Origin of the sequence: Kitasatospora sp. NPDC051164 (assembly GCF_044455625.1) — a bacterium.
Taxonomy (GTDB): domain Bacteria; phylum Actinomycetota; class Actinomycetes; order Streptomycetales; family Streptomycetaceae; genus Kitasatospora.
The window spans coordinates 182,516-200,908 of the sequence record NZ_JBITFB010000010.1; the positions used below are offsets into that span (position 1 = coordinate 182,516).

General features: G+C 72.2%; 15 protein-coding genes and 2 pseudogenes. 11 read left to right on the top strand and 6 right to left on the bottom strand.

Annotation, left to right across the window (positions count from 1 at the left end):
- Positions 1 to 30: 30 nt before the first annotated feature.
- From ACIBEC_RS17190 to paaK, 3 genes are all read right to left on the bottom strand, one after another.
- On the bottom strand, positions 31 to 810 hold the full coding sequence (locus tag ACIBEC_RS17190; protein WP_396287959.1) for an ATP-binding cassette domain-containing protein: 780 nt from the start codon (positions 808 to 810) through the stop codon (positions 31 to 33).
- Between the two features lie 67 nt (positions 811 to 877).
- Positions 878 to 1,996, bottom strand: coding sequence for a substrate-binding domain-containing protein (locus ACIBEC_RS17195; protein ID WP_360503998.1), 1,119 nt, complete (start codon positions 1,994 to 1,996; stop codon positions 878 to 880).
- A 244-nt stretch (positions 1,997 to 2,240) separates the two neighbouring features.
- On the bottom strand, positions 2,241 to 3,575 hold the full coding sequence (gene paaK, locus ACIBEC_RS17200) for a phenylacetate--CoA ligase PaaK (protein ID WP_360503996.1): 1,335 nt from the start codon (positions 3,573 to 3,575) through the stop codon (positions 2,241 to 2,243).
- 287 nt (positions 3,576 to 3,862) lie between these two features.
- Between paaK and ACIBEC_RS17205 the strand changes: the two genes are divergently transcribed.
- From ACIBEC_RS17205 to ACIBEC_RS17215, 3 genes are all read left to right on the top strand, one after another.
- Positions 3,863 to 5,527: a hypothetical protein gene (locus ACIBEC_RS17205; RefSeq protein WP_360503994.1), complete on the top strand. Its 1,665-nt coding sequence runs from the start codon at positions 3,863 to 3,865 to the stop codon at positions 5,525 to 5,527.
- A gap of 34 nt (positions 5,528 to 5,561) precedes the next feature.
- Positions 5,562 to 5,906 carry a hypothetical protein gene (locus ACIBEC_RS17210; protein WP_360503992.1) on the top strand — a complete coding sequence of 115 codons (345 nt, stop codon included), beginning with the start codon at positions 5,562 to 5,564 and terminating at the stop codon, positions 5,904 to 5,906.
- A 377-nt stretch (positions 5,907 to 6,283) separates the two neighbouring features.
- Complete coding sequence (locus ACIBEC_RS17215) at positions 6,284 to 7,447, top strand: ROK family protein (RefSeq protein WP_360503990.1); 1,164 nt, start codon at positions 6,284 to 6,286, stop codon at positions 7,445 to 7,447.
- A 120-nt stretch (positions 7,448 to 7,567) separates the two neighbouring features.
- On the opposite strand, the gene ACIBEC_RS17220 is transcribed toward ACIBEC_RS17215, so the two are convergent.
- Complete coding sequence (locus ACIBEC_RS17220) at positions 7,568 to 8,341, bottom strand: GntR family transcriptional regulator (RefSeq protein WP_360503988.1); 774 nt, start codon at positions 8,339 to 8,341, stop codon at positions 7,568 to 7,570.
- Positions 8,342 to 8,662: 321 nt separating this feature from the next.
- Here ACIBEC_RS17220 and ACIBEC_RS17225 point away from each other — a divergent pair, with 321 nt between their 5' ends.
- The 4 genes and pseudogenes from ACIBEC_RS17225 to ACIBEC_RS17240 form a co-directional block, all read left to right on the top strand.
- The gene (locus tag ACIBEC_RS17225; RefSeq protein WP_360503986.1) at positions 8,663 to 9,466 is read left to right on the top strand and encodes an exodeoxyribonuclease III; all 804 of its coding nucleotides are present in this window, start codon (positions 8,663 to 8,665) and stop codon (positions 9,464 to 9,466) included.
- Positions 9,467 to 9,504: 38 nt separating this feature from the next.
- Positions 9,505 to 10,842, top strand: a complete 1,338-nt coding sequence (locus ACIBEC_RS17230; RefSeq protein ID WP_360503984.1) for an HAD-IC family P-type ATPase — start codon at positions 9,505 to 9,507, stop codon at positions 10,840 to 10,842.
- On the top strand, positions 10,752 to 11,069 hold the full coding sequence (locus tag ACIBEC_RS17235; protein ID WP_396287966.1) for a hypothetical protein: 318 nt from the start codon (positions 10,752 to 10,754) through the stop codon (positions 11,067 to 11,069). Before ACIBEC_RS17230 ends, ACIBEC_RS17235 begins: the two co-directional genes overlap by 91 nt.
- A gap of 46 nt (positions 11,070 to 11,115) precedes the next feature.
- Positions 11,116 to 12,135 (top strand): annotated as a pseudogene (locus tag ACIBEC_RS17240) (HAD-IC family P-type ATPase); the annotation flags it as partial.
- Between the two features lie 156 nt (positions 12,136 to 12,291).
- On the opposite strand, the gene ACIBEC_RS17245 reads toward ACIBEC_RS17240, so the two are convergent.
- Both ACIBEC_RS17245 and ACIBEC_RS17250 read right to left on the bottom strand, forming a co-directional pair.
- On the bottom strand, positions 12,292 to 14,883 hold the full coding sequence (locus ACIBEC_RS17245) for a cation-transporting P-type ATPase (protein WP_360503982.1): 2,592 nt from the start codon (positions 14,881 to 14,883) through the stop codon (positions 12,292 to 12,294).
- Positions 14,867 to 15,545 (bottom strand): annotated as a pseudogene (locus ACIBEC_RS17250) (DUF4389 domain-containing protein). The gene ACIBEC_RS17245 and the pseudogene ACIBEC_RS17250 overlap by 17 nt, the downstream one beginning before the upstream one ends.
- 241 nt (positions 15,546 to 15,786) lie before the next feature.
- Between ACIBEC_RS17250 and ACIBEC_RS17255 the strand changes: the two are divergent.
- From ACIBEC_RS17255 to ACIBEC_RS17270, 4 genes are all read left to right on the top strand, one after another.
- Positions 15,787 to 16,230 carry a universal stress protein gene (locus ACIBEC_RS17255; protein WP_360503980.1) on the top strand — a complete coding sequence of 148 codons (444 nt, stop codon included), beginning with the start codon at positions 15,787 to 15,789 and terminating at the stop codon, positions 16,228 to 16,230.
- Positions 16,231 to 16,427: 197 nt separating this feature from the next.
- The gene (locus ACIBEC_RS17260) at positions 16,428 to 17,087 is read left to right on the top strand and encodes a hypothetical protein (RefSeq protein ID WP_360503978.1); all 660 of its coding nucleotides are present in this window, start codon (positions 16,428 to 16,430) and stop codon (positions 17,085 to 17,087) included.
- A 4-nt stretch (positions 17,088 to 17,091) separates the two neighbouring features.
- On the top strand, positions 17,092 to 17,262 hold the full coding sequence (locus ACIBEC_RS17265) for a hypothetical protein (RefSeq protein WP_360503976.1): 171 nt from the start codon (positions 17,092 to 17,094) through the stop codon (positions 17,260 to 17,262).
- A gap of 172 nt (positions 17,263 to 17,434) precedes the next feature.
- Positions 17,435 to 18,289 (top strand): universal stress protein, encoded by an 855-nt coding sequence (locus ACIBEC_RS17270; RefSeq protein ID WP_360503974.1) that lies wholly within the window; start codon positions 17,435 to 17,437, stop codon positions 18,287 to 18,289.
- Positions 18,290 to 18,393: the final 104 nt, after the last annotated feature.

Below are 18,393 nucleotides of genomic sequence, written 5' to 3' on the forward strand. Positions count from 1 at the left end.
CGCCCGGGGGGCTCCCGGGAATGTTCTCGCTCACTCGGAACCCTCCTGGCCACGGGCCTTCCGGCGGGTCACGGCGTTGTCCGTGGCGCCGGTGATGGCCGAGATGATCTCTTCCTGGTTGGTGTAGTGCTTGTCGAAGACGCCGTTGTTGCGGCCGAGGCGCAGCACCGCGACGGTGTCCGCAACGGCCATCACGTCCGCCATGTTGTGGCTGATCAGGATCACGCCGTGGTCCTGCTCGCGCAGCCGCTCGACCAGGTCGAGCACCTGGGCGGTCTGCTCGACGCCGAGGGCGGCGGTGGGTTCGTCCAGCATCACGACCTTGGGCGAGCCGATCAGCGCGCGGGCGATCGCCACCACCTGGCGCTGGCCGCCGGAGAGTGAGGCGACCGGGATCCGCACGCTGGGGATGCGGATGGAGAGGGTGTCCAGCAGCGTCTGGGAGCGCTTCTCCATCGCGACCTCGTCGAGGACGGTGAAGCGCCGGATCTCGCGGCCGAGGAAGAGGTTCCCGACCACGTCGAGGTTGTCGCAGAGCGCGAGGTCCTGGTAGACCGTCGCGATGCCCAACTGCTGGGCGTCCTGCGGCCGGTGGATGGTCACCGGCCTGCCCTGCCACTCGATGACGCCCTCGTCGGGCTGGTGTACCCCGGCGATCGCTTTGACCAGGGTGGACTTGCCGGCGCCGTTGTCGCCGACCAGGGCCACCACCTCGCCGGCGTGCACCTCCAGTTCGATGTCGGTGAGCGCCTGGACGGCGCCGAACCGTTTGGAGACCCCGCGCAGGGCCAGTACGGTCTCACCTGCCACAGTGACCAACTCCCTTGCCCCGCCTCCGTCGTGGAGGCGGGGCGCACTCGTGTCGGGTGTCGCGGGACTACTGGAGGCCGGCAGCCTGGCAGGCGGCGGCGTAGTCCGGCGTGCAGATCTGGGCGACGGTGTAGAGGCCGTCCTGGACCACGGTGGTCTTGATGTTGTCCTTGTTGACGACGATCGGGGTGATCAGGTTGGCCAGCACCTTGTTGTTGCTGCCGTTGGTCGCCGTCGTGGGCACGAGGCTGGGTGCGGGGGTCATCCCGGCAGCCATGGCGATGGCCATCTCGGCCGCGGCGTCGGTCTCCGGCTTGAACGGCTTGTAGATCGTCATGGTCTGGGTGCCGGCCACGATCCGCTGGATGGCGTCGAGTTGGGCGTCCTGACCGGTGAGCGGAGTGTTGATCCCGGCCGCCTTCTGCGCGGTGGCGATACCGGCGGCCATGCCGTCGTTGGCGGAGTAGATGCCGACCACGTTGGCCGGGCCGATCGCGGTGATGCCCGCCGCGGCCTCCTGGTTGGCCAGGTTCGGGTCCCACTGCGGGGTGTCGTACTCCTTGCCGATCTTCAGCTTGCCGTCGATCGCGCTGTGCGCGCCAGCCTTGAAGTCGGCCGCGTTGGGGTCGGTCGGCGAGCCGTTGATCATGATGATCTGGCCGGCGTTGGCCTTGCCGCCCACCGCCGACACCAGGGCCTGGCCCTGCAGCTGGCCGACCTTGTGGTTGTCGAAGGAGACGTACGCATCGACCGGGCCCTGGGCCAGGCGGTCGTAGGCGAGCACCTTGACGCCCGCATCGTGGGCCTTCTGGACCGAGGACTGGATCGACTTGGAGTCCACCGCGTCCAGGATGAGCACCTTGTCGCCCTTGGTGAGGGCGGTGTCCACCTGGGTCTGCTGGGTGGTCGCGTCCTGGTTGGCGTTGTAGTAGTCGATCTGTGCTTCCGGCGCCAGCTCCTTGATCTTCTGCTCGATCAGCGGGCGGTCGAACTGCTCGTAGCGGGTGGTCTTGGTCTCCGGCAGCAGCAGGCCGATCCGGACGGCGCCCACGGAGGCGCTGCCGCTCGCAGCCGCGCCGCTTGTGGTGCCGCCGGAGGACTGTTTGGCGCTGCCGCAGGCCGCGGCGCCCAGGCCGAGGGAAACCGCTGCGGTGACCGCGAGGACGCGGCGAAGCCCGATGCTCATGAGGATGCCTCTCCGGTTGGGTCCTCCCCCTTCTCCTCTCCGAGTCTGGGAAGCATCGGCCCCGCCCACGATTCCGGTGAGCCGAACGGGTATCCGGGGAGGCGGCTGGACTCGCCCCCGATCAAGCGTCTACATTTCTGTAGACGTCGGAGGCGCACGGCATCACCCCCCGGACAGCCGTGCGCCTCCGACCTCTTCCTTCAGCGTTGCCGGTCAGCGCTGCCACGCGTTCAGCCGGGTGCGTTCACCCGCGTGCGTCCACCACCCGCTTGATCTTCCCGACCGAGCGCTCCAGGGTGTACGGCTCGACCACCTCGACCGCGACCGTGACGCCGACCCCGTCCTTCACCGCGCGCACGATCGCCTCCCGCGCCGCGTCCCGCTGCTCGGCGGGCGCATCCGGCCGGGCCTCGACCCGGACGGTCATCCGGTCCAGCCGCCCCTCGCGGGTGAGCCGCAGCTGGAAGTGCGGCGCGACGCCCGGAGTGCGCAGCAGGACCTCCTCGATCTGGGTCGGGAAGACGTTCACCCCACGCAGGATGATCATGTCGTCGCTGCGCCCGGTGACCTTCTCCATCCGCCGGAAGGCCGGGCGCGCGGTGCCGGGCAGCAGTCGGCTGAGGTCGCGGGTGCGGTAGCGGATGACGGGCAGCGCCTCCTTGGTGAGCGAGGTGAAGACCAGTTCACCGCCCTCGCCCTCGGGCAGCACCTCGTCGGTGAACGGGTCGACGACCTCCGGGTAGAAGTGGTCCTCCCAGATGTGCAGCCCGTCCTTGGTCTCCACGCACTCCTGCGCGATGCCCGGGCCGACCACCTCGGAGAGGCCGTAGATGTCGACGGCGTGCAGGTCGAGCCGCTCCTCGATCTCGCGCCGCATCTCCTCCGTCCAGGGCTCGGCGCCGAAGATGCCCACCTTGAGCGAGGTGGCGCGCGGGTCGATGCCCTGCTTCTCGAACTCGTCGAGCAGGGTGAGCAGGTAGGACGGGGTGACCATGATGATGTCCGGCTCGAAGTCGCGGATCAGCTGCACCTGCCGGGCCGTCATGCCGCCGGAGGCCGGGATCACGGTGCAGCCGGCCCGCTCGGCGCCGTAGTGGGCCCCGAGGCCGCCGGTGAACAGGCCGTAGCCGTAGGCGATGTGCACCTTGTGGCCCGGCCTGCCGCCGGCCGCGCGGATCGAGCGGGCGACCACGTCGGCCCACATGGAGAGGTCGTTCTCGGTGTAGCCGACCACGGTCGGCAGGCCGGTGGTGCCGCTGGAGGCGTGGATCCGGCGGACCTGGTCCATCGGGACGGCGAACATGCCGAAGGGGTAGCCCTCGCGCAGGTCGGCCTTGGTGGTGAAGGGGAAACGGGCGAGGTCCGCCAGGGTGCGGCAGTCCTCGGGGCGGACGCCGGCCGCGTCGAACTTGCGGCGGTAGAGCTCCACGTTGTCGTACGCGTGCCGCAGGGTGGCCCGCAGCCGGGTGAGCTGGAGGGCGCGCAGCTCGTCCACACCCAGGCGTTCGCCGGCGTCCAGGAGGTCGGGTGGGACCGGTTCCCCGAGGTGTCGGCGCGGGACGGGTGCGGTGCCGGTCATCGTCGCTCCTTCGCTGGTCGGCCGATCCGGAGCAACCTACCGATCGTTCGGTCAGGCACGCTCAGGCCCAGTAATCCAGTACCCGAACCGACTGTCAAGGGGTCGCGCCGGACTCCCGGAATGGGAGGTTCCAGCACCTTTGGGTCGACTTGACGCCGACCTCGGCCGCCCGCTTGGCTGTCCGATATGAAAATCATTACAGAATCTTGACCCGCAGGCGGGCTCCCCCACCCCACCAGCATGGTTCAGTAGTGCGGTTTCTCCCCCGCACCCCGGAAGTGATCACCGTGCCCCCCACTCCTGCCCTGGTCAGCGCGCTGCGCGAGCTCGGCGACCGGCCCGCCGTCGTCGCCGACGGGCGCGCGATCAGCGGCATCGGTCTGCTGCTCGGCATCTCCCCGCCGGGCGGCCTGCCGCGGGCCCTCGCCGAACGCGTCGCCCAACACGCCGCACTGGCACCCACCGCCGCCCGCGCCGCCGAACAGCGGCTGCGGTACTGGGCCGGCGTCCTCGGCCCGCCGCCGATCCGCCACACCGTGCTGCACCCCGTCACCGACCTCGCCGTCGAACTCGCCCTCGCCACCCTGCTCGCCGGCGGCACCGTCCACTGCGGCGACCCCGACCAGCAGCCCGACGAGCAGCTCGCCGCCATCGCCGCCAACCGCACCACCCACCTCAGCCTGCCCTCCGCCCTGCTCTGGCGCCTCAGCCGACAGCCCGGGCCCGGGCCCGGCGCGCACGAGCCCGGCGGGCCTGGCCCCGGCACGCGCGACGTCGGCTCGCGGGACCTCGACGCGCACGACGTCGGCCGGCGGGACCTCGACGCGCACAACCCCGCCGCCCACGACCTCGGCTCGCTGCGGCTCGTCCTGCACGTCGGCCCCGAGCCCCGGCAGGAGGACGTGTACGCCGCCGTCGACGCGCTCGGCGCCGTCCTCGCCCACGTCCGCGCCCCCGACAGCAACACCGAGGCCGCCGACCGCCGACTGCGCGCCGCCACCGAAGCCGCCACCGCCGCCGCCTGGAAGCACAGCATCGGCGTCACCGCCGAGCAGATACGCGACTTCGGCACCCACCTCGACCAGGCCGTACTCTCCTCCCTGCTGCTCACCCTCCAGCAGAGCGGAGTCCTCACCGACCCCGAGCGCGGCCACCCCGAAGCCGAGGTACTGGCCACCGCCATGGTCACCCCCGCCCAACGCCCCCGCGTCACCCGCTGGCTGGACGCGCTCGCCCGGCACGGCCTGATCACCCGGCACGACGGCGGCGCGCAAGGGGCGATCTTCCACGGCGGGCCCGAACTCGACGCCGCCGAGGTCCGGGAGTCCTGGCGACCGGTCATCGAGGCCTGGGCCGACGGACTCGGGCCGGCCGCCGCCCTCGACCGGGTACGGCGCGGCGCGCTGCGGCTCCCCCGGCTGATCACCGGCGAGGCGACGCCCCATCCGGCTGCCACCCCGGTCCGCTGGGCCACCGCCCGCGGCTACCTCGGCACCGCCCTCGGCACCCTGGTCCGCGGCACCGCCGAGACCCACGACGGACAGGCGCCGCTGCGCGTCCTCGAACTCGACCTCGACCTCGACGGCGCCGACACCGCGGTCGCCCGGGCCCTCGCCACCCGGCCCCGCCCCAACGCCGACCACCACGTCACCCCGGACGGCGGCCGCTACGACATCGTCGTCGCCACCGCGACCCGGCGGCCGGAGGAGGAGATCCCGGCACTGGTCCGACTGCTCGCCCCCGGCGGCCGACTCCTGCTGCTCGCACCCACCGCCGAACAGCTCGACCTGCTGATCACCGGCGACGCCCGGGGCCGCCTCACCGCTCACCCGGCGGAGCACTGGCAGGCCGCCCTCGCGGCGGCGGGGTGCCCGACCGTCCACACGCTGCCGGAGGACGGACACCCGATGGGGCTGCTGGGACAGCGGCTGTTCGCGGCCCGGGTGGACTGAGCCGAGGGGTCGTGGCGCCGATACGATCGGGGCCATGCCTCGGACCTCCCGCACCGCAGACCCGATCGCGTCACCCGGTTCGATCGCGTCGATCGCGTCGCACGCATCGGCCCAGTCGCTCGCGTCGCTCGGGTCACTCGCCTCGCTCGGGTCGATCCTCTCGATCGGGTCCGTCGGATCCTTCCTCTCCATCGGCTCGATCGGCTCGTTCCTGTCCGTCGGCTCGATCGGGTCCTTCGGATCCGTCGGCTCGATCGGCTCGTTCGCGTCCGTGGGCTCGATCGGGTCCGCGATGTCCGCCTTCTCCGTGGGCTCCTGGCGCAGCGTGAGCGCGCTCGGCCGGGCCCGCTCCCGCCGGTCCGCCCCGTCCTGTCGGTGACCCGGCCCGTCCCACCACCCCGGGGAGCGAACCATCCGTGGCCATCCCTGGCCATGCCTAGCCGTCCACGACCGTCCACGACCGTCCATGACTGCCCACGACCGTCCATGACTGCCCACGACCGTGCGGTGAAGCCCGGGTCAGCCACCGCCACCCGATCCGTACCATTTCGATACCGAAGCCTGGGTGAGCTGCGAGGATCCTCGCCGCCCGGGCCGCTGCCCGGGTAGGCTCCGCTTGTCCTCCGGCCCTCGTGCAGGCGGCCCCCTGCCGCAGTGCCGCGTTCCGGGGGCGCACTCCCCGCGGGCCATTCGGTGGGCACCGCGCACTCGACATCGCGCGCCAGGGCAGTCGCGCGAACGGCGAAGGGCATCGCATTGGCGGATCGGCTCACCGGAGGAGACTCCTCGCTGCTGCGGCGGATCAACGCGGCGGTCACGCTCCGGGCGCTGCGCAACGGCCACTCCGTGACCCTCACTCAGCTCGTCGGCGAGACCGGCCTCTCCCGGCCGACCGTCGAGGGCGTGATCGAGGGTCTGGTCGAGACCGGGCTGGTCGCCGAGGTCGAGCAGCCGAGGGAGGACGGCCAGCCGGGCACCGGCCGCCGCGGCCGCCCGGCCCGCTGGTTCCGCTTCCGCGCCGAGGCCGGGCACATCCTCGGCATCGAGATCGGCGTGCACGACATCCGGGTCATCCTGGCCGACCTCACCGGCGAGGTGCTGGGCAGTCACTTCAAGCCGGTCGACGAGACCCTGGAGGCCGAGGACCGGCTCACCGCCCTCCGCACCGCCGTCGCCGAGGTGCTGCGCAAGGCCGGCGTCTCCCGCGACAACCTGTGGGCCGTCGGCATCGGCACCCCCGGCATCGTCGACCGCGACGGCACCATCCGGCTCGGCACCGCAATGCCCGGCTGGACCGGCCTCGACCTCGGCGCCCGCCTGCGGCGCTCCTTCCGCTGCCCCGTCCTGATCGAGAACGACGCCAACCTCGCCGCCATCGCCGAGCACTGGCAGGGCGCGGCCCTCGGCGCCGACGACGTCGTCTTCGTGATGGCGGGCCTCAGCCCGGGCGCCGGCTCCCTCATCAACGGCAAGCTGCACCGCGGCTACGGCGGCGCGGCCGGCGAGATCGGCGCCCTGCACCTGCTCGGCCAGGAGGTCACCCCCGAGCGGCTGCTGTCCACCACCGGCAAACCGCTCAACCCCCTGGACGAGGCCGCCGTCGCCCGCGTCCTGCGGCTGGCCCGGGAGGGCGACGAGGTCGCGAAGGTCGCCATGGACCGCTTCCTCACCCGCCTCGTCCAGGGCGTCGCCGCGCTCGTCCTCGCCATCGACCCCCAGCTGGTGGTCATCGGCGGCTGGGCGGCCGGCCTCGACGGCGTCCTGGACCCCCTGCGCGAGCGCCTCGCCCAGTTCACGCTGCGCGCCCCCGAGGTCGCCCTGGCGGCCCTCGGCTCGGAGGTCGTGGCGATGGGCGCCCTGCGCGTCGCCCTCGACCACGTCGAGGAGCAACTCTTCGCGGTGGACCCGCCGCGGGCCTGACGCCGGTCGAGGCGCGGGTGCCTGCTCCCCGTCCCGTCACCCAACGGCAAAGGCCCGGACGCCAGTTGGCGCCCGGGCCTCGACCCGAGGGTTTCCGGAAATGGTTCAGAAGGCGGTGCTTCAGGAAGCGGTGCGGACCTCGGTGGTCGCGGCGACCGGGGTGACCTCGACCAGTCCGGTCTCGCCGAAGGTCAGCTTGCAGGTGTCCGCCCGGTAGGTGGAGACGGCCACCGCGACGAGGCGGCCGGCCGAGGCGTACTGGGTGGTCATGACCAGGACCGGGGTGCCGGGCGGACGCTCCAGGAGGGCGGCCTCCTCGGCCTCGGCGACACCGAGCTCGACCGAGCGCGACTCGCCGTCGACCTCCAGGCGCTCCAGCTGGCGCAGCACCGAGCGGGCACGGTCGCCCTCGGCGCGGAAGCCCGGCAGGTGCGGCAGGGCAGCGGCCGGCACGTGCAGCGACTCGCCGGCCATCGCGCGGCCCTCCACCATGCGGACCCGGCGGACGGTGTGCACGGTGGCGCCCTCGGCGATGCCGAGGCTCTTGGCCAGCTGCGCGGTCGCGGGGGCGGTGGTGCAGTCGACCGTCCGCCAGGACTGGCTGCGGCCGGCGCCGGGCCAGCCCTCCTCCTGCCGGTTGACCGGGACGCCGACCCGCGGGGCGGCGATCAGGGTGCCGATGCCCCGACGGCGGACCAGGCGGCCCTCCAGCTCCAGCTGGTCGAGCGCCTGGCGCAGCGTCGCCCGCGCCACACCGAAGCGGGCGGAGAGCTCGCGCTCGTTGGGCAGGACCTGACCGATGGAGAACTCCGAGTCGATGGCCCGCAGCAGCACCGTGCGCAGGTGCCAGTACTTCGGCTCCGGCACCGAGGAAAGCTGTCCTGTCGTCCCCACCGCGTCCTCCACCTGTATACCTGTCCGCCCTGCGACAACGAGGGCGGATGCCGGGCCCACTGTCCGCTGTCGCGGCAGGTGGGAGAGCGGGCTTTTATCCGTCCTTCTTTATTAAAGGTCCTTGCAGTAAGCGACCCTAGGTGCTCCGTCCGGAGATGGTCAAGACCAATGGCGCGGCTCGACGCGACTGTCACACATATTCATGCCGCGTTCACGACAGCTCCTGTCAGTCGCTGTCGGAATCCGGCGGGCCCGGCCTGCCCGGCCGCCCGCAGCGCGTCACGGCACCGGTCGCGTACGGCGAGTCGGTAGGCTGCCCGGGTGATCGTGGTGACAAGTGTGAATGTGAACGGAATCCGGGCGGCGGCCAAGAAGGGCTTCGTCGAGTGGCTGGCCGGCACCGAGGCGGACGTGATCTGCCTGCAGGAGGTGCGCTCCGAACCCGAGCAGCTCCCCGTCGAACTCCGCGACCTGGACGGCTGGCACGCGGTCTGGGCCCCCTCCGTCGCCAAGGGCCGCGCCGGTGTCGCCATCCTGTCCCGGAAGGAACCGCAGCGCACCACGATCGGATTCGGGTCGGAGGAATTCGACAATTCGGGCAGGTATGTGGAAATCGACCTTCCCGGCCTGACCGTCGCCAGCCTCTACCTCCCCTCCGGCGAGGTCGGCACCGAGCGCCAGGACGAGAAAGAACGCTTCATGGCGGAATTCCTCGTCCACCTCGCCGCCCTGCGCACCAGCGCCGCCGCCGACGGCCGCGAGGTCGTCGTCTGCGGCGACTGGAACATCGCCCACCGCCCCGAGGACCTCAAGAACTGGAAGGCCAACCAGAAGTCCGCCGGCTTCCTCCCCGAAGAGCGCGCCTGGCTGTCCCGCGTCTACGACGAGGCCGGCTACATCGACGTCGTCCGCGCCCTCCACCCCGACCGCACCGGCCCCTACTCCTGGTGGTCCTACCGCGGCCGCGCCTTCGACAACGACTCCGGCTGGCGAATCGACTTGGTTTGTACAACGGAGGGTATCGCACGCCGCTGCACCGAGGCCTACGTCGAACGGCCGGCCTCCCACGCCGAGCGATGGTCCGACCATGCCCCCGTCACGGCGGTCTTCGACCACAAGTTCTGACTCAATGACCCAGCGCCACCGAGCGCAGGGCACCCGTAGTGGGAACCGCGCGGGGCCCCGAAGCCGATAGCGCCGACCGCCAAGCCTTGGCCGCCGCTTCCGAGGCACCCATCTCGGAAGGTCGTCGAAGCGGTGGCTGGTGGGAGGAGTCAGCCCTGCTCTTCCGCGATCTGCGGAGCTCCCCTCAAGGCCTAACGGAGCGCGAGGCAGAGCGTCGTCTGACGGTCTACGGACCCAACGCCCTCGTGCGGCGCGGCGGACGGCGCTGGCCCCGCGAGCTGGCGCAGCAGTTCACCCACCCGCTGGCGCTGCTGCTGGCGTTCGCCGCGCTGCTGGCGGCCGTCACCGGCGCTCTCGCCCTGGCGGTGGCGATCCTTGCGGTGATCCTGCTCAATGCGCTGCTCGCCTTCGTTCAGGAGCGGCAGGCCGAGCAGGCCGTGGAGGCCCTCGCCGACTTCCTGCCCGAACAGGCGACCGTGGTGCGCGCCGGAGCACGCCGCCAAGTGGCCGCGACGACGCTGGTCCCCGGTGACGTCCTGGTGATCGAGGAGGGCGACCAGGTCTCCGCCGACACCCGCCTGATGTCGGGCGGTGTGGAGGTCGACCTGTCCGCGCTGACCGGCGAGTCCGTCCCGGTGTTCCGCTCCGCCGAGTTCGCGGATGTCACCGGGCCCGTCCTGGGCGCGCGTGACCTGCACTTCTCGGGCACCGCGTGCACGGGTGGACAGGCCCTGGCCGTGGTCATCGCCACCGGCATGCACACCGAGCTGGGACGCATCGCCGCCCCTGACCCAGCGCACCCACCGGGAGGAGAGCCCGCTGGAGCACCAGGTCAAGCGGGTCGCCCGGCTGATCGCCGTGATCGCCATCGGCGTGGCTGGCGTTCCTGTCGATGGGCCTCGCCGCCGGGCTGTCACTCGCGGCGGCCGGTGTCCTTCGCAATCGGTCTGCTGGTCGCCAACGTGCCCGAGGGCCTGCTGCCGACCATCACCCTCGCCCTCGCCGCCGGGGTACGTGACCTGGCCCGCAGCGGTGCCGTGGTCAAGCGGCTCTCCGCCGTGGAGACGCTGGGCTCGACCACGGTCATCTGCACCGACAAGACCGGGACCCTGACCGAGAACCGCATGCGTGTCACGGCCGTCTGGACGCCCGGCGGTGAGCTCGCCCTCGACGACACCTGCCCGTACCCGCCGGACTCCTCTTGCTCGCAGATGCGGCCGCCACCTGCACCACCGCCGACTCGGAGGCCGGCCACGGCGACCCGACCGAACTCGCCCTGCTGGAGCTGGCCGCCCGGGTGGGGACGTCCTGCCCGCCGGAGCGCCGTGTCCGCGGACGCCGGGCGCTGTTCCGCTTCGACCCGCACGTCAAACTGATGACCACCGCCGACAAGCGCGACGGCACGGTCGTCCTGCACAGCAAAGGCGCCCCCGAGGAGGTCCTCACCCACGCCGTCGACCTGCTCGACCACGGCACCGAGCGCGCTCACCCCCGCCGACCGCACCGAGGTCGCGCACGCCGTCGCCCGACTGGCCGGGCGAGGGCTGCGGGTCCTCGCCGTGGCGCGGCGGCCGCTCGCTCCTGGGCAGCAGCCCCCTGCTGACCGCGAGGAGGCCGAGCAGCGGCTGTGCCTGATCGGCCTGGTCGCCATGGCCGACCCGCCCCGGCCGGAGGTCGCCCGCGCCATCGAACAGGCCCACCGGGCCGGGATCACCGTGCACGTGGTCACCGGCGACAACGGTCTGACGGCGGCCGCCGTCGCCGCGCAGGTCGGCATCGGCCACCGCGGCATGCGCATCGTCACCCGCACGGAACTGGACGCGATGGACGACGACCGGCTGGACACCCTGCTCGGCCTCGGCGAGGAGGTGATCTTCGCGCGAAGCTCGCCGGAGGCCAAGCTCCGGATCGCCGACGCCCTGCGCGCCGAGGGCCACACCGTTGCAATGACCGGGGACAGCGTCAATGACGCCCCCGCCCTGCGGCGCGCCTACATTGGTGTGGCGATGGGCCGATCCGGTACCGACGTCGCCCGCGAAGCCGCGGCGATGGTGCTGACCGACGACAACATCGCCACCATCGTGACGGCGGTGGAGGCGGGTCGGCGGACCTACGACAGCATCCGCAAGTTCATCGTCTACATCTTCAGCCACGCGATCCCCGAGGTCGTCCCGTTCCTGGTCTTCGCGCTCGCGGGCGGCGCGATTCCCCTGCCGCTGACGGTGATGCAGATCCTCGCCATCGACCTCGGCACCGACACCCTGCCGGCCCTCGCCCTCGGCCGGGAGAAGGCCGAGCCCGGACTGATGGACCGTCCGCCTCGCCCTCGCGACGAGCGGGTCATCCGAGGAAGCATGCTCGCCCGTGCCTGGGGGTTCCTCGGACTGATCTCCGCCGTCCTGATCATGGGCGGCTACTTCCTCACCCTCACCTCGGGTGGCTGGCACCCCGGCGACCCGACCGGCGCAGGCAGCGCACTGCACCTGACGTACCAACAGGCCACCACGGTCGCCTGGCTCGGCATCGTCACCTGCCAGATCGGCACCGCCTTCGCGGCCCGCACCGAACACGCCTCACTGCGCGCGATCGGTGTCCTCAGCAACCCGCAGCTGCTCGTCGGCATCGCCTTCTCACTGGCCGTCGCCGCCGCGATCGTCTATGTCCCCGCCCTGCACCGGCTGTTCGGCACAGCGGCACTCACCCCGGCGCAGCTCGCGATCGTGGCACCGGACGCCCTGAGTCCGCGACTCCCGGCAGGGCCTCCACCCGAGGGCACCGACCGGATCGTCCGGCCCGTCATGGCCCTGCATCACCAGCACGGCCCTTCATCGGTGGTGCCGGAAACGGCCGCGCCACTGCGCTCCTCGCGGCCTCTCGGCATCGCGGCCGACCCGGCCCTCCCGGCCCGGTCGGCCGGCGACTCGAGCAGCGGCGAAGGCAACCGACGCGGCGGCCGTCACCACGATGCCGTCCGTCCAGGACACCGGCTCGGTCTCCAAGACGTCCTGGAGGAACGGCACATAGAGCGCCGCGACGCCAAGCCCCGCCGAAGCCAGGACAGCCAGCGGGAGGAATGGATTCGCCCTGGTGAACAGCCGCTCCCTCAGGCCGAGCACCACGCCGAGCTGCGCCGCGAGCAGGGCGAGGAAGAGCACGCTCTGCCAGGCGTGTCCGGCTCTTTCGGCCCACAGACCCGCACCCAGCGCGATCAGTGTGACCACGACGCCCAGGCGCAGGACGCGCTGCCACAGGCCGGCCCCCAGCACATGCTCGTTCGGCGGCCGGGGCGGGCGCCGCATCGCCTGGCCGGAGACGGGCTCCGCGCCAACGGCGACGCCGGTCAGCCCGTGGGTGAGGAGGTTGATCCAGAGGATCTGGCCCGCGCGCAGCGGCAGCGCGAGGCCCATGAACGGGCCCAGCAGCATGACCAGGATCTCCGCCGCGCCACCGGACATTGCGTAGACCAGGAAGCGGCGGATGTTGTCGTAGACCCGGCGGCCCTCCTCCACCGCCGCTACCACGGTGGCGAGTTCGTCGTCCGCCAGGACGAGGTCGGCGGCCTGCCTGGCCACCTCGGTGCCGCGGCGGCCCATCGCCACCCCGATGTCCGCCTGCTGCAATGCAGGGCCGTCGTTGACCCCGTCGCCGGTCATCGCCGTGACCGCACCGCCCGCGCGCCAGGCCTCGACGAGGTCGAGCTTCTGCTGCGGATCGGTGCGCGCGAAGACCCGCACCCGCGACAGATCCGGCGCGGCCCCGGCAGCGAGCTCCCGGCCGGTGACCACCTCGGCCGCCCTCTCGCCGTCCTCCAGCAGCCCGATCCGGCCGGCGATCGCGCGGGCGGTGGCGGGGTGGTCCCCGGTGATCAGCACCGGGGTGATGCCGGCCCGGCGGCAGGCCGCAATGGTCGTGGCGGCCGCCGGCTTGGGCGGGTCGCTCAGTGCGGCCAGTCCGAGCAGGCGCAGCCTCGACTCCACCGGCCCGGCGACCTCGTCCCGCAATCCGGACGCGACAGCCAGCACCCGGTAGCCGTCGGCGGCGAGCCCGGCGGCCGCCTGCCGGGTCTGCTCCAGCTCATCGGGGTCGGCGTCGAGCACGGCCGGGTCGAGTACGGCTTCGGGAGCGCCCTTGAGGCAGATCTCCCACTGCCCGGAGGGGGTGCGGTGCACGGTTGTCATCCGCTTCCGGATGCTGTCGACGGGCAGCTCGTCGACCCGGGGACACTCCCCGGCGAGCCGCGCGAGGTCGCATCCGGCCTTCACCGCGGCCACCAGCAGCGCCGCCTCGGTCGGGTCGCCGAGGACGGTCCACTGACCGTCGTCGGCCTCGGGCGGCCGCAGCGCAGCGTCGTTGCACAGCGCGCTCACCCGCAGCAGGGCCCGGGTCGCGGCTTTCGCTTCGGCGCCCTCCACCCGGACCTCCCCGACCGGCTGGTAGCCCGCGCCGGTGATCGTCGCCTGCCATCCGGGGGCCCACAGCCGCTCGACCACCATCCGGCCCTCGGTGAGCGTGCCGGTCTTGTCGGTCGCGAGCACGGTGATCGAGCCGTGCGTCTCGACGGCCGGGAGTCTGCGGACGACGGCATGTCTCAGGGCCATCCGGCGGGCGCCGAGGGCGAGCGCGAGTGTCACCACGGCGGGCAGCGACTCGGGGACGGCTGCGACGGCGAGGCTGATCGCGGTGACCGCCATCGCCTCGGGTGCCTGGCCGCGCACCAACCCCAACGCGAACACCACCAGGCACAGGCCGACCGTGACGAGCGCCAGCACCCGGCCCAGCCCGGCCAGCCGGCGCTGCAACGGGGTCGGCTGGGGCCGCGGGTGCAACGAGGCCGCGATCCGGCCCAGCGCGCTGTCCGCCCCGGTGGCCGTGGTGACGGCGACCGCCCGCCCGCGCAGCACCGTCGTGCCGGCGCTGAGGCCGCTGGCACCGATCACGTCCTTCTCCACGGGAACCGACTCGCCCGTCAGCATCGACTCGTCCACCAGCAGCGCTGAGGCATCCGCAAGTTCGGCGTCGGCGGGGACGATGTCCCCCTCGGCGAGGAGCAGGACGTCGCCTGGCACGACTGCGGCGGCGGCCACCTCCCGCTCCTCACCGTCGCGCAGCACCCGCGCCGTCGGTGCGGACAGCGCGGCCACCGCGTTGGCCGCACGGATCTCCTGGGCGACCCCCACCGTGGTGTTGACCAGGATGACCAGCCCGATCACGATCGCGTCGGGGTGATCACCGGTCGCCACAGTGAGGACGACCGCGGCGAGCAGCACCAGGATCAGCGGGTCGCTCAGCTGGGCGACGACGCGGGACCACAGCGGGGGGCTCGGCGGTGCACCGACCTCGTTCGGCCCGTGATCCGCGAGCAGCCGTTCCGCCTGCTCCTCGGTGAGCCCCGCACGACGGTCAGCGATCGGTGTCACCGCTCGGCCCGCTCCCCGGAAGGGGGTCACCGGCCGGATCGGGGCCACCCTGGTCGAGCCGGAACGGCGGATAGTCGTCGGTCATCAGGGCCGTGTACGCGGCGACCCTGAACACCCACCGGCTCAGGCCGACCAGCAGATCGAAGATGCCCATGGGGTACCGGGCGGTGGCGGCCAGTGAACACCGCGTACAACGCGAGCAGGCCGATGAGCCCGCCACCCCACACCTCACGGAAGCCGCCCAGGAAGAATCCGACCACCAGGTAGTGCGGCAGCGCCAGCAGCCACCACTTCACCAGCGCCAGCCCGCGCGAGAGTTCACCGGGGTAGGCGATGTCCAGCCGCGCCGGATAGTCGGGCTCCTCACCGAGGCTGAACGGCGGGTAACGGTCGGTGCCCAGGCCGCCGTAGGCGTAGTACGACACCCGCCAGGACCAGCGCAGCACGCCCACGTTGAAGTCGAAGATGCCTCGCGGGTACCGGCCCGTGAACAGGATCACGAAGAACGCGATCACGGTGAGCAGGACGAAGGCCACCCACAAGATGCACAGGACGATCCAGTGCGGGATGACCAGGACCCACTTCACCAGCCAGAGCCAGCGCGAGAGCGGCAGATCCAGCCAGGCTTCCACCCGGACCGGCGACGGGGCGGGAGCAGCCATGACAATCAACCTCCTGAGCGACACGCCAGGGAGGGCGCCGACCTTGGGCTGTGCCGCGGACGTATCCCGGGCGGGCGCGTTCTCGCACATCTCCCATGCTCGCTCGGGCACGAGACCCTCGCGAGGGCCGGGGCGGCCCCCGCAGGTGGGGCCGGGCGGCCCTTTGGGTTGCGGCACCCGGTGGTGCACGGTCGGAATCAGGGGCGACCGCATCCCTCCCGAGCCGAGAGCGGGGTACGAGATGGACACCGAAGTCCCTCCCGAGCGACGGATCGTCGTCGGCGTCGACGGCTCATCCCCGTCCAAGCGCGCACTCCGCTGGGCCCTCGGACAGGCGGCCGCGACCGGCGCCGTGGTCGAAGCAGTGATCTGCTGGCGCTTCCCGACGGTCTACGGCTGGGCACCGGCATCGGTCGACCGCGAACTCGGAGCGGTCGCCGGCAGGATGCTGGCCCAGGCCGTCGCCGAGGTCACCACGGACGACAACCATGTCGAGATCGTCGAGATCGTCGAGTCCGGACACGCAGCGGAAATCCTCCTCGAACGGGCGCGCGGTGCCGAGCTCCTGGTCGTCGGCAACCGGGGGCTCGGCGGCCTCGCCGGCACACTGCTGGGCTCAGTGGGCCAGCTTTGCGTCCAGCACGCCCCGTGCCCGGTCGTCGTCGTCCGCGGCGACCAGGCCTAGCAGCGAGGCTGACCCTGCCCACGTTATCCAAGGAGCCGCCAGAGACCGGCGATCAGCGGCCGACACCATCGACGGGCAGCACCGTGAACGACATGCCCGGACCGGGATTGCGACCGGGATGAGACGGAGCCGACTTCTTAGGTAAGGCTTGCCTTCAATTCAGCCTGCTCTGACTGTCGCGTTTCTCGGAGCCCACCGTGTCCGGTCCGCAGATCGCCCTGCTCGGCGCCATCGCCGGCCTCACCATCTTCCTCGGCCTTCCGATCGGACGCCTGCAGAGCCCCGCTGCGCGGCTGAGGAATGCGCTGAACGCGGTCGCCATCGGCATCCTGCTCTTCCTGCTCTGGGACATCCTGACGGCCGCCTGGGAACCGACCGACGCCGCACTCAGCGACCACCACTGGGCCGGCGCCGCCACCGGCGGCCTGGTGCTCGCTTCGGGCCTGGCCGTCGGCCTGATGGGCCTGGTGCACTACGACCGATGGATCGCCCGCCGTCAGGCATCGCGGGCCTCGTCGTCGCAGGGTCCTGGTGCCTCGGCCGTGACCGAACAACTGGCTCCCCGGGCTCGCTCCAGGGCCGCCGGCCTCGCCCTGATGATCGCCATCGGCATCGGCCTGCACAACCTCGCGGAAGGCCTGGCCATCGGCAACTCCGCTGCGAAGGGCGAACTCTCGCTCGCCATCCTGTTGATCACCGGTTTCGGTCTGCACAATGCCACCGAGGGGTTCGGCATCGTCGCCCCGCTGGCCGCAGCAGGCGAGCGACCCTCCCTGGGTCAGCCTCGCGCTGCTCGGCCTCATCGGCGGCGGCCCCACCTTCGTGGGCACTCCGATCGGCCAGCAGGTGGTCAATAACACCGTGAGCATCGCGTTCCTGGGCCTGGCCGCCGGCTCCATCCTCTACGTGATCATCGAGCTCCTCGCGGTGGCACGTCGCGGCGGGATGAAGGTGCTGACCACCTGGATGATCCTGCTGGGCCTGCTGCTGGGCTTCGCCACCGACGCCGTCGTCGCCGCCGCCGGAGTGTGAGGCCCGGCCGCAGCCAGGCCGCGTCGCGAATCATCCGGCTGGGCACGGAATCCGGCGGGCCGACCAGAAACACCCGGCCCTCCGCGGTCGGGGCCATCCGGCCCTGCCGACGGCGGTACCGGTGCCCGTACGGTACTCATGGGGGCAAGGTAGGACTCCGGTTGGAGGAAGGATGACCGGCCCTGGAGAGTCCCGTCCCGTCGTCGTCGGTGTGGACATGCGGGACACCGTGCGGCCGGCCCTCGACTGGGCCGCCGACGAAGCCGAGCGCCGTGAAGCGCCGCTGCGGCTGGTCCACGCGGTGCCGACAGACCACCACTGGCCGCGCGGAACCGACGGCTCCAGGCAGCGGGAGGCCGGGCAGCAGCTGCTCGACGAGGCCGCCGCCTCCGTCCCCGGTCAGCAATCCGGCCTCCACATCGCCACCGTCCTGGATGAGGGCGCGCCCGCCCAGGTGCTGTGCCGCGAATCGCACAACGCGTGCCTGGTCGTCCTCGGCTCACGGCGGCTGAGCCGCCTGGAGGAGTTCCTCAGCGCAAACTCCGTGGCCGTACCGGTCAGCGCCCAGGCCGCCTGCCCGGTGGTCGTGGTACTGGAACCCGCGAACAGCACCGAGCAGCCGCCGTACCTCGTTGTCGGGGTCGACGGCAGCCGGGCCTCCCACGCCGCCGTCGAGGACGCCTTCGAAACCGCCGCAGCGCGTGACGCGCACCTGCGGGCGCTGTGGGTGTGGCAGCCGTCGCTACTGGAGTCCACGGACCAAGTCAACGCGCTCCAGAAATGCCGCCGCCTGCTCTCCGAGGCGGTGGCCGAGCAGACTGCGAACCACCCCGGCGTCACCGTCACCCGCCAGGTGGTGCGAGGACATCCCGTCGAGGAGCTGGCCAAGGCCTCCGAGAACGCACTGGCCGTCGTCGTCGGACGGCGCGGCCGAGGCGGGTTCACCGGAATGCGGCTCGGCTCCGTCCCCCACGGCCTGCTGCACCGCGCCCACTGCCCGGTCGTCACCGTACCCGCATCCGACTGAGCCCCGCTGCCGGCCGGTCCGGGAGACGTCCTGCCCCGGCAGGTCACCGCCGAGGTACGTCCCGGATGACAGCCGCCGCTCCGCGTGGAGACTGGAGTGGGGGC